Origin of the sequence: Pantoea sp. sgz302252 (assembly GCF_042610525.1) — a bacterium.
Classification (GTDB): domain Bacteria; phylum Pseudomonadota; class Gammaproteobacteria; order Enterobacterales; family Enterobacteriaceae; genus Erwinia.
The window spans coordinates 1-1,145 of sequence record NZ_JBHDVM010000036.1; the positions used below are offsets into that span (position 1 = coordinate 1).

Genomic DNA, 1,145 nt, shown 5'->3' on the forward strand with positions numbered 1-1,145 from the left:
TCCAGCAGCGCGCCTTCCACGATGGAGCGCAGACCGCGCGCGCCGGTTTTACGCGACATCGCCTTGCCCGCTATCGCTTTCAGCGCCTCTTCGCGGAACTCCAGCTCCACGCCTTCCAGATCGAACAGCGCCTGATACTGCTTGGTCAGCGCGTTCTTCGGCTCGCACAGGATCTGGATCAGCGCCTCTTCGCTCAGCTCGTTCAGCGTCGCCACCACCGGCAGACGGCCGATAAACTCCGGGATCAGGCCGAACTTGATTAAATCTTCCGGCTCAACCTGCGACAGCAGCTCGCCTTCCGTCGCCTTCTCCGCCTTGCCCTTTACCGTCGCGCCGAAGCCGATGCCCGAACCGGTATCCACGCGCTGCGAGATAACCTTGTCCAGACCGGCGAACGCGCCGCCGCAGATAAACAGGATTTTCGAGGTGTCCACCTGCAGGAACTCCTGCTGTGGATGCTTGCGTCCGCCCTGCGGCGGTACTGCCGCTACCGTGCCCTCGATTAGCTTCAGCAGCGCCTGCTGTACGCCCTCGCCCGACACGTCACGCGTTATCGACGGATTGTCTGACTTGCGTGAAATCTTGTCGATTTCATCGATGTAGACGATACCGCGCTGCGCTTTCTGCACGTCGTAGTCGCACTTCTGCAGCAGTTTCTGGATGATGTTTTCCACATCCTCGCCCACGTAGCCCGCTTCGGTCAGCGTGGTGGCATCCGCCATGGTGAACGGCACATCCAGCAGGCGCGCCAGCGTCTCTGCCAGCAGCGTTTTGCCGCTGCCCGTCGGGCCAATCAGCAGGATGTTGCTTTTGCCCAGCTCGATGCCGTTGCTGGTGTCGCCGTTGCGCAGGCGCTTGTAGTGGTTATACACCGCCACCGCCAGCACTTTTTTTGCCCGCTCCTGGCCGATTACGTAGTCGTCCAGATGCTCACGGATTTCGTGCGGCGTCGGCAGCGAGCTGCGCTCGCGGTGAGGCGCCACTTCTTTGATCTCTTCGCGAATGATGTCGTTGCACAGATCGACGCATTCGTCGCAAATATAGACTGACGGGCCGGCAATCAGCTTGCGGACTTCATGCTGGCTCTTGCCGCAAAAAGAGCAGTACAGCAGCTTTCCTGAACCGTCTTTGCGCTTATCTGTCAT

The 1,145-nt window shown here is 60.2% G+C and carries 1 protein-coding gene; it reads right to left on the minus strand.

Annotated features, from left to right (window positions below; all coding sequences use genetic code 11):
* On the minus strand, positions 1–1,145 hold a 1,145-nt coding region (clpX, locus tag ACETPC_RS23755; RefSeq protein WP_380184893.1), incomplete at both ends, for an ATP-dependent protease ATP-binding subunit ClpX.